We start from the raw sequence: 9318 nt of genomic DNA on the forward strand, positions 1-9318 counted from the left end.
GGGCGCAGCGCGCGACGCGGCCGGCGCCCGGGTGTTCGGGAAGATACGGGGCTCAGGCCTGCGCTTTCGCGCCGGGGAAGCCCAGCTTTTCGCGCTGCTCGTAATAGGCCTGGGCCACGCCCTGGGCCAGCGCGCGCACCCGCAGGATGTAGCGCTGGCGCTCGGTCACGCTGATCGCTCGGCGCGCGTCGAGCAGGTTGAAGGCATGGCTGGCCTTGGTCACCTGTTCATAGGCAGGCAGCGGCAGGCCCAGTTCGACCAGCTTCTTCGCCTCGCGCTCGCAGGCATCGAAGCGGTGGAACATTTCTTCCACGTCGGCGTGTTCGAAGTTGTACGTGCTCTGTTCCACTTCGTTCTGGTGGTAGACATCGCCGTAGGTCACCGGCGTGCCGTCCGGACCGTAGGTCCACACCAGGTCGTAGACGTTGTCGCAGTTCTGCAGGTACATGCACAGGCGCTCGAGACCGTAGGTGATCTCGCCCAGCACCGGCCGGCACTCCAGTCCACCGGCCTGCTGGAAATAGGTGAACTGGGTCACCTCCATGCCGTTGAGCCACACTTCCCAGCCCAGGCCCCAGGCGCCGAGGGTCGGCGATTCCCAGTTGTCCTCGACGAAGCGCAGGTCATGCACCAGCGGGTCGATGCCCAGCGCCTTCAACGAATCCAGATACAGTTGCTGGATGTTGTCCGGCGCCGGCTTCATCGCCACCTGGTACTGGTAATAGCGCTGCAGACGATTGGGGTTCTCGCCGTAACGGCCGTCGGTCGGACGGCGCGACGGCTGCACGTACGCGGCGTTCCAGGTTTCCGGACCGATCGCACGCAGGAAGGTCGCCGGGTGGAACGTACCGGCGCCCACTTCCAGGTCGAGCGGCTGGATCAGCACGCAGCCCTGCTGCGCCCAGAACTGGTTGAGGGTCTGGATCAGACCCTGGAAGGTGATCGGAACGGTCGTGGTCGCGGACATGCGGACGATTCTTGGCCTGCGAAAGGGGTGCGCTAGTATAACGAGCGACCACCGCCGGGCGCTGGACGCCGTCAGGCCCCTGGCGGCGGCGGTTTTCAACGCAACAGGCGGTCCACAAGGAACCTGGTCGATGGAGCAGCACCCGAACATGTCCTCCCCCGGCAGTGCCATGCCATTGCCGCAGGGCCGTCTGGTGTTCGAGCAGGTGGCCGCGGCACTGGTTGCCGATGGCCTGATCGCGCCACAGGACCTGGATCGTGTCCGCTTCTCCGCACAGGGCGCCAAGAACGCCAGCGACGTGCATCCGCTGGTGCTGCTGGCCAACCTGAAGCTGTCGGCCACGGGCGGCGGCGAGCTGGGACTGGAGCGGCTCACCGATTGGCTGGCCAAGCGCACTGGTACCCGTTACCTGCGCATCGATCCGACGCGGGTGGACGTGGCCAGCGTGACCTCGCTGGTATCGCATGCGTATGCACGCCGACACCGCTTCCTGCCGCTGGCGGTGGACAGCGAGCGGGTACTGGTGGGCACCAGCGAGCCGCTGGCGCAGGAATGGCGCCGCGACCTGCAGCATCTCAGCCGTCGCACGATCGAACTGGCCGTCGTCAATCCGCTGGACCTGCATCGCTACACGATGGAGTTCTATGGCGTGACCCGCTCGGTGCGGGGGGCGCGCGGCGACGTCCGTTCGGAAACCAGCAGCACCCTGCCCAGCTTCGAGCAGCTGGTGGAACTGGGGCGTGCCGGCGACGTCAATGCCGACGACCAGCACATCGTGCACATCGTCGATTGGTTGCTGCAGTACGCCTACGAGCAGCGCGCATCGGACATCCACCTGGAGCCACGCCGGGACATGGGGCGCATGCGCTTCCGGATCGACGGCGTGCTGCACAAAGTGTTCGAGGTCCCACCCGCGGTGATGACCGCTGTGGTCAGCCGGATCAAGGTGCTGGGCCGGATGGACCTGGGCGAGCGCAGGCGGCCGCAGGATGGCCGCATCAAGACCCGCTCCCCCGGCGGGCGTGAGGTGGAAATGCGTATTTCCACCATGCCCACGGCGTTCGGCGAAAAGTGCGTGATGCGCATCTTCGACCCGGATGCGGCGTTCAAGAGCATCGACCAGCTGGGCTTCAGTCCGCAGGAAGCCGCCGGCTGGAACACGCTGGTCGAGCAGCCACACGGCATCGTGCTGGTGACCGGCCCCACCGGCTCCGGCAAGACGACCACGCTGTACTCCACGCTGAAGCGCCTGGCTACGCCGGACGTCAACGTGTGCACCGTGGAAGACCCGATCGAGATGATCGCCCCCGAGTTCAACCAGATGCAGGTGCAGACCAACATCGACCTGGATTTCGCCAGCGGCGTGCGCACCCTGCTGCGGCAGGATCCGGACATCATCATGATCGGCGAAATCCGCGATCTGGAAACCGCGCAGATGGCGGTGCAGGCCTCGCTCACCGGCCACCTGGTGCTGTCCACGCTGCATACCAACGACGCGCCCTCGGCGATCACCCGCCTGCTCGACCTGGGGGTGCCGCATTACCTGCTGGCCTCCACCCTCAACGGCATCCTCGCCCAGCGCCTGGTGCGGACGCTGTGCCCCCACTGCAAGGTGCCGCAGGTGCTCGAAGCCGCCGATTGGGCGGTGCTGGCTGATGGCCAGATGGCATATCCAGATGCCGCAACGCCGTACCGTCCGGTCGGTTGCCTGGAGTGCCGGCGCACCGGTTTCCTCGGCCGCATCGGGCTGTATGAGTTGCTGCCATTGGGTTCGCGGCTGCGTGGACGGATCCGCGCCGACATGGATCTGGCCGCTTTTTCGCGTGAAGCGCGCGGTGCCGGACTACGCACCCTGCGTCAGGCAGGCCTTGAAAAGGTGGCCCTGGGGCTGACTACAATCGAGGAAGTCCTGTCTGTCGTCCCTGCCGCCGATGAATCCACTGCCCTTCCTGATCATTGAGACCGGCCGCCCCCTGGCGGCGCTGCGTCGCTATGGGCGCTTTCCGCACTGGATCCGCGTCGCCGCAGGTCTGGAACAGCACGAGACGCGGGTAGTCGACGCCGAGCACGGTGATGCGCTGCCGGATGTGCGTGACTACGCCGGTGTGCTGGTGACCGGGTCGGCCGCCTACGTCACCGACCGCGCCGAATGGAGCGAGCGCAGCGCGACGTGGCTGCGCCATGCCGTCCACGGGGGGACCCCGGTGTTCGGCATCTGCTACGGGCACCAGTTGCTGGCGCATGCGCTCGGGGGTGAAGTGGCCTACAACCCGGCCGGCCGCGAATCCGGCACCATCGAACTGTCCCTGGATCCGGCCGCCGGCGACGATCCGCTGTTTTCCGGGCTGCCTGCGTGCTTCCCGGCGCACGCCACGCACATGCAGACGGTGCTGCGCGCCCCCGATGGGGCCGCCGTGCTGGCCCGCTCCAAGCTGGATGCCTGCCATGCCTTCCGCTGGGGCGACAGCGCGTGGGGCGTGCAGTTCCATCCCGAGTTTGCCACCCACCACATGCGCGGCTACGTCCGCGCCCGCGCGCAATGCATCACCCAGCACGGTGGCTGCGCGCGCAGCATCGAGCGCGCGGTCAGTGCCGCACCGCTGGCGCGCCAGCTGTTGCGCCGTTTCGTGCGCCAGGCCCGCCACGCTTCAGGTCACGCCGTCATAAAACAGGGATAATCGGCTGACGCAGGGCGATGCCCTGCACCTCCCCCTGTATTTCGGATTCGTATGAGCGAGATTCGCAAGCTTCCGGCATCCGCCGGTGCGGAATGGCTGATGTCCGGCTTCACCCTGCTGCGCAAGGCGCCGGTGGGCTTGGGCACGCTGGGCGTGATCTGGGCGCTGGCCGCCCTGTTGGTGACGGCGCTGGCGACGATGGTGCCGGTGCTCGCACTGCCGGCGCAGCTGGTGATGGCGCTGGCTGGCCCGTTGATTTTCGGTGGCCTGGTCTGGGCGGTACGCGAGGTCGACCAGGGACGGCCGGCGCTGCCCGCGCACCTGCTGCAGGGCCTGCACGAGGGTCGCGCGCCGCAGCTGCTGGTGTCGCTGCTGCCCCAGCTGGTGGCCGGGCTGGTGCTCGGCATCCTGCTGCTGCTGCTCATCGGCAGCTCGGGGCTGGGCCAGCTGAGCGAGGTGATGACCAAACTCAACGAGCTCAGCCAATCCGGCGGCCAGCCCAGTCCGGCGGAAATGGAGGCTTTGGCTGCCAGCCTGCCGGCGGGGAGGATCCTGCTGTGGCTGCTGTGCGTGCTGGTGGTGTTCATCGGCGTCGCATTGGCACTGTTCACGCTGTCGCCGCAGGTGATGTTCGAGCACCGCAACGGTCTGCAGGCACTGCGCCTGAGCCTGCGCGCCTGCGCGCACAACCTGCTGCCGATGCTGGTGTTCTTCCTGCTCGCCTTCGTGGCGGTGTTCGCCGTGTACTTTCTGGTGATGATCGTGGCGATGATCGCCCAGTTGGTCGGTGGCGCGATGCTGGCGCTGTTCGCGGCCCAACTGCTGCTGATGGGCGTGGTGATGCCGGTGTTCGCCGGTGCCGTCTACAGCGCGTGGAAGCAGATGTTCGGGACGGAAGGCGAGCCGCCGGCGTTGCCCGACAGCGGCCCCACCAACGTATTCCACGCCTGATATCCCATTACTGGATTTGATGGGCCGTGTGCTCGCCGAGCGTGGCTCGGCGCTACACCAGCCCGCTAGCGCCACGTCCGGCGGGCGCAGCGGATCAGTTGCTGGTCTGCTTGGTGCTGGACGGTACCAGCCATCGCGACGCATGGATGCCCAGCTCGTAGAGCAGGCACATCGGAATCGCCAGCATCAGCTGCGACACCACGTCGGGGGGAGTCAGGATGGCGGCCAGGACGAAGATGCCGACTACTGCATAGCCGCGGCCTTCCTTGAACTGCGCCGGGCTCACCCATCCCAGCAACACCAGGATCACCATCGCCACCGGCAGTTCGAAGCTGCCACCGAAGGCGAAGAAGATGGCCAGCACGAAATCCAGGTAGGCGTTCGCGTCCGGCGTAATGGCGATCACGTCCGGTCGGAATGTGGTGAGGAAGTGGAACACCGCCGGCAGCACGAGGAAGTAGGCGAACGCGCAACCGATGTAGAACAGCAGCACCGACGAGGCGAGGATGGGGACGGCCAGTCGTTTTTCGCGTGCGTACAGACCGGGAGCAACGAACGCCCACAGCTGATACAGCAGCCACGGCATCGCCACGAACAGGGCGACAAAGAAGGTCAGTTTCAACGGGGCGAAGAAGGCACCGGCCGGGTTGATGGCGATCATCGACTGCCCATTGGGCAGCTGGGAGATCAGCGGCTCAGCGACGTAGGTGTAGAGCGTGCGCGAGAACGGCAACAGGCCCAGCAGCACCACACCCAGCCCCAGCAGCGCCCGTACCAGACGCGCACGCAACTCCACCAGGTGTTCCACCAGCGAACTCTCGCCGAACTCATGCTCGCTCATGGCGTGCTCTCCGGACGTCGTGCATCACCGGTAACGTCGTTGGGATCGGGGCGGGCAGGCGAGGCGACGGCGGGCACATCGGTCACCCGGGCCGGATCAGGATTGATCGCAGCGTCCGCCTCCGGCATCGCCGGAGGTACGGATTGCGCAGCCGTACTCAAGGTTTCACTCAACTTTTCGGTGCTGTGGATCTCGTCGGCGAGCGTGCGCCCCTGCGCATCCACGTCCTGCACGTGTCGGCGTGCAGCTTCACCGCTGGCACGCAGCTCGCTCTCGGTATCCTGCATCGACTGACGCACATCCTGCATCTGCCGTTTGATGTCTTCGGCCTGCAGCTCGCGCTCGAGCTCCTGCTTCACCGAATCCCACTGATTGCGCGCACGGCGCACCCACAGCCCGGCAAAACGCGCCGCTTTCGGCAACCGCTCGGGGCCAAGCACCACCAGTGCCACGATCGCAATGACCAGCAGCTCGCTGAAACCGATATCAAACACCGCTCCGCCTCCGGATCAACGCGGGTCGCGGTCGCGCTCGTCCTGCACCGTGCTGCTGCGCGAGGCATCCTGACGCGACTCATCACCCAGCTGCGCGCCGGGCTTGTCTTCGTCGCGCATGCCCTTCTTGAATTCCTTGACCGCCGAGCCGAGGTCCTTGGCGCCGCTGGTCAGCCGTTTGGTGCCAAACACCAACAGGACCACGGCCAGCACGATCAACCAGTGCCAAATGCTGAAACTGCCCATGACATGCTCGCAATTGTTTTTCAGTAATCAGGACCCCGAGCATAGCGCACCGACCGGGGGCCGGTGCGCATGCTGGAAGTCAGTTGCCGTCGAGCGACTCGGTACGGATCTCGCCTTCGGTCACCGGCTGGAAGCCCTGCTGCGGCGGCGGCGCGGCCGGAACGTTCTGCATCGGCACGGTTGTCGCTTCCGCCGCTGGCGGTGGCGTTACCTGGGGTGCGGTCTGCACCGCCGGTGCGGCGCTGCGCGGTGCGGGCGCAGTCGCACTGGTGCCGCGGTTGTTGCGTGCTGAATAGGTCGCTTCTTCAAGGCGATCCCTGAATGCCACCACGTCCATCGAAGGCGCGCCGGCGGCACGCCCTTCGAAGATCATCCGCGGCGTCGTGCCACTGCCGTAGGCGTCAAGGTTGGCAGCATCGTCGATCTGCAGCACCGCACCGTCCAACGCGACGCCGGCGAACAGACCGCGTGCGCGCGACCACGACCAGATCTCTGCCTTCAGCTGACCATCGGTCGCGGCGGCCGCATTGCGGCCCACCGGACCGGCCGCGATTCCGGCGTCGGCACCGAGGGTAAACTTGCCATTGACCAGATTCTCCAGGCTGCGGTCGTTGCGGAACACAAGCACCACGTCAGACGACTGCACACCCGCCTGGAAGCCGATGCTGCCGCCGGTCAGTTTGATGAAGACCGGATTGGACCAGCTGCCATCCGGCGATTTGACCGACATCAGGCCATGGCCGCGACGACCACCGATCACCAGACCCGCCTTGATGGTGTCAGGAATGACGATGACCGCGCGGCCCTCATCCAGGAGCTTGTCCGGGATGCCCTGCTCGGGCATGCCCTGGATCTCGGCCAGCACGCGCACCGCGTTGCGGGCACGCTGGTCTTCCTGGGGTCCGGCCAGCGCAGCCTGGCTGGTCAACAGCAGGCCGGCGGTCACCAGCAGAGTAAGGCGAAAACGAGGCATGTCGGACTCCGTATCAGTTCACGAAGAAGATATAGCAAGTTGTTGAAACTAGGCGCCCGGAAATGAATCTGTTCTGAGCAGGGTCGGTCTCCGATTCAGCTCGTTGATTGCAGTCCGAGAGCAGTCTCATCCCTCCCGCAGACCGTATAGGCGACAATAGCTGATGCTCGACGCTCCCGATTCCGCCGTGCTTGCGGTCAACCTAGGCACCCCCGAAGCGCCCACCGCGCCTGCGGTCCGGCGTTACCTCGCCGAATTCCTGTCAGACCGACGCGTGGTCGCGATCCCGGGCATTTTCTGGAAGCCCTTGCTGTACGGGGTGATCCTCCCCTTGCGCGGCCCCCGTTCGGCGGAAAAGTATGCGCAGGTCTGGCTGAAAGACGGCTCCCCGCTGATGGTGCACACGCGGAACCTCGCGCTCGCCATGCAGCAGCTGATGCCGGGGCGCCGGGTCCGGCATGCGATGCGCTATGGGTCCCCTGCGCTGGGTGCTGAACTGGACGCCGCCAAGGCAGCCGGTATCCGCCGTGTGACCGTCCTTCCGTTGTACCCACAGTATTCGACCACCACCACGGCCTCGGTCGAGGACCTGGTGGACACATGGCGCCGCCGCAATCCGGACGTGCAGGTCACGCTGATCAAGGAGTATCCGGTCCACCCCGCGTGGGTGGCTGCGGTAGCCGGGTCCATCCGCCAGTGGTGGCAGCAGAACGGGCGTGGGCAGATGCTGATGTTCTCGTTCCATGGCATCCCGCAACGCGTCGCCAATGCGGGGGATCCGTATCCCCGTCAATGCGAGGCAAGCGCGGCCGCCATCGCCGAGGCGCTGGGCTTGTCTGCAGACGAATGGCAGATGGGCTATCAGTCGCGGTTCGGCAGCGAAAAATGGCTGCAGCCGTATGCCGAGCCGAGCCTGTGGGCGCTCGCCGAACGAGGCGTGAAACAGATCGACGTCGTCTGCCCGGGTTTCGCCACCGATTGCCTGGAGACGCTGGAGGAAGTGGCGCTCGGATTCGGCCGTACCTTGGCCGAACGTGGCGCCGAGATGCGCTACATTCCCTGCCTCAACGATGACCCCGCGCACGCTGCGGCCTTGGCAGAGCTGGCGGAGGACACCTTGCGGTGAGCCTGGAGCCGTTTACCCTCGACCTTGGCGGTCAGACGGCGAGCGGACTGCGTCGAGCGGGCGAGGGGACGCGCGTGCTGGCGCTGCATGGCTGGCTGGACAATGCGGCCAGCTTCGTCCCGCTGCTTGCTCATCTGCCAGGACGGGACATTGCCCTGCTGGACCTGCCCGGACACGGGCACAGCAGCCACCTGCCCCAGGGGGCCAGCTACACCACGCCGGCGGCGATCTGCCACGTGCTGGATGTGGCCGATGCGTTGGGCTGGGACACGTTCACGCTGCTCGGTCACTCCATGGGGGCCGGGATCGCGAGCTTGACGGCAGCCGTTTCCGAGCGCGTCGAGCGGCTGATTGCGATCGAGGCGCTGGGTGGCCTGCGCGGACCGGAGGAAGAAACCGCCCAACGGCTGCGCGATCACGTCCAGGCCAGTCGCCATGGCAGCGGCCGCCCACTCCGCGTGTTTCCCACGATGGCGGCCCCCATCCGCGCCCGGATGATGGCCAACCAGCTGAGCGAAGCCAACGCCCGCCTGCTGGTGGAACGGGGCGTACGTGAGGTGCCGGGGGGGTATAGCTGGCGCAGTGATCAGCGCTTGATGCTGCCGACCGCGCTACGACTTACCGAAGGCCAGATCGACAACCTGCTGCAGGCGATTGCCTGCCCCGTGCAGGTGATCTATGCCACGCCGGCGCAATCTTATTATCCAGAGCCTCTGCGCAGTGAGCGATTGAAGCACCTGCGGCAAGGTCAACTTTCCCTGCTGCCCGGCACGCATCACGTGCACATGGAGCGACCGGCGGATGTCGCCGCGATCATCTCCGCCTTCATGGGATGAAACCGCGTTTGCGGTAGCGCCGAGCCAGTATCGGTAGCGCCGAGCCACGCTCGGCGAGCGCAGCGCCAGGACGTCGACGGCTGGCGGCCGTTACCCCCATTTCGCGCATAAAAAAAACCCCGTTGCGTGAGCAACGGGGTTTTCGGGGTATGAACCCTGGCGATGACCTACTCTCGCATGGCTTGAGCCACACTACCATCGGCGCA

The 9318-nt window shown here is 66.2% G+C and carries 10 protein-coding genes; 5 read left to right on the top strand and 5 right to left on the bottom strand.

The annotated features are described in order from the left end of the window. Positions 1–52: 52 nt before the first annotated feature. Complete coding sequence (gene glyQ, locus IFT65_RS17965) at positions 53–967, bottom strand: glycine--tRNA ligase subunit alpha (RefSeq protein ID WP_188325493.1); 915 nt, start codon at positions 965–967, stop codon at positions 53–55. A 148-nt stretch (positions 968–1115) separates the two neighbouring features. Between glyQ and IFT65_RS17970 the strand changes: the two genes are divergently transcribed. From IFT65_RS17970 to IFT65_RS17980, 3 genes are read left to right on the top strand one after another with little or no spacing between them, the layout of a single operon-like run. Further along, the gene (locus IFT65_RS17970; RefSeq protein ID WP_249405213.1) at positions 1116–2927 is read left to right on the top strand and encodes a GspE/PulE family protein; all 1812 of its coding nucleotides are present in this window, start codon (positions 1116–1118) and stop codon (positions 2925–2927) included. After that, a complete protein-coding gene (locus IFT65_RS17975) occupies positions 2899–3645 on the top strand; it encodes a glutamine amidotransferase (protein ID WP_192082787.1) in 747 nt (248 codons plus the stop codon). The genes IFT65_RS17970 and IFT65_RS17975 overlap by 29 nt, the downstream gene beginning before the upstream one ends. Before the next feature lie 51 nt (positions 3646–3696). Next, positions 3697–4596 (top strand): BPSS1780 family membrane protein, encoded by a 900-nt coding sequence (locus IFT65_RS17980; protein ID WP_188325496.1) that lies wholly within the window; start codon positions 3697–3699, stop codon positions 4594–4596. A 94-nt stretch (positions 4597–4690) separates the two neighbouring features. Here the strand turns inward: IFT65_RS17980 and tatC are convergent, their stop codons facing one another. The 4 genes from tatC to IFT65_RS18000 all read right to left on the bottom strand — a co-directional run bounded on the left by tatC (position 4691) and on the right by IFT65_RS18000 (position 7150). Continuing rightward, positions 4691–5437, bottom strand: a complete 747-nt coding sequence (gene tatC / locus IFT65_RS17985; RefSeq protein WP_188325497.1) for a twin-arginine translocase subunit TatC — start codon at positions 5435–5437, stop codon at positions 4691–4693. Further along, a complete protein-coding gene (gene tatB, locus IFT65_RS18785) occupies positions 5434–5931 on the bottom strand; it encodes a Sec-independent protein translocase protein TatB (protein WP_342029565.1) in 498 nt (165 codons plus the stop codon). The genes tatC and tatB overlap by 4 nt, the downstream gene beginning before the upstream one ends. A 15-nt stretch (positions 5932–5946) precedes the next feature. After that, positions 5947–6177, bottom strand: a complete 231-nt coding sequence (gene tatA, locus IFT65_RS17995; protein ID WP_188325498.1) for a Sec-independent protein translocase subunit TatA — start codon at positions 6175–6177, stop codon at positions 5947–5949. Between the two features lie 79 nt (positions 6178–6256). After that, positions 6257–7150 carry a YSC84-related protein gene (locus IFT65_RS18000; RefSeq protein ID WP_192082788.1) on the bottom strand — a complete coding sequence of 298 codons (894 nt, stop codon included), beginning with the start codon at positions 7148–7150 and terminating at the stop codon, positions 6257–6259. Between the two features lie 163 nt (positions 7151–7313). Here IFT65_RS18000 and hemH point away from each other — a divergent pair, with 163 nt between their 5' ends. Together hemH and IFT65_RS18010 are read left to right on the top strand one after the other, a co-directional pair. Then, complete coding sequence (gene hemH / locus IFT65_RS18005; protein WP_192082789.1) at positions 7314–8276, top strand: ferrochelatase; 963 nt, start codon at positions 7314–7316, stop codon at positions 8274–8276. 47 nt (positions 8277–8323) lie between these two features. Then, positions 8324–9112 carry an alpha/beta hydrolase gene (locus IFT65_RS18010; RefSeq protein ID WP_249405216.1) on the top strand — a complete coding sequence of 263 codons (789 nt, stop codon included), beginning with the start codon at positions 8324–8326 and terminating at the stop codon, positions 9110–9112. Positions 9113–9318: the final 206 nt, after the last annotated feature.

This window comes from Stenotrophomonas sp. CFBP 13725 (genome assembly GCF_014841935.1).
Lineage (GTDB): Bacteria > Pseudomonadota > Gammaproteobacteria > Xanthomonadales > Xanthomonadaceae > Stenotrophomonas.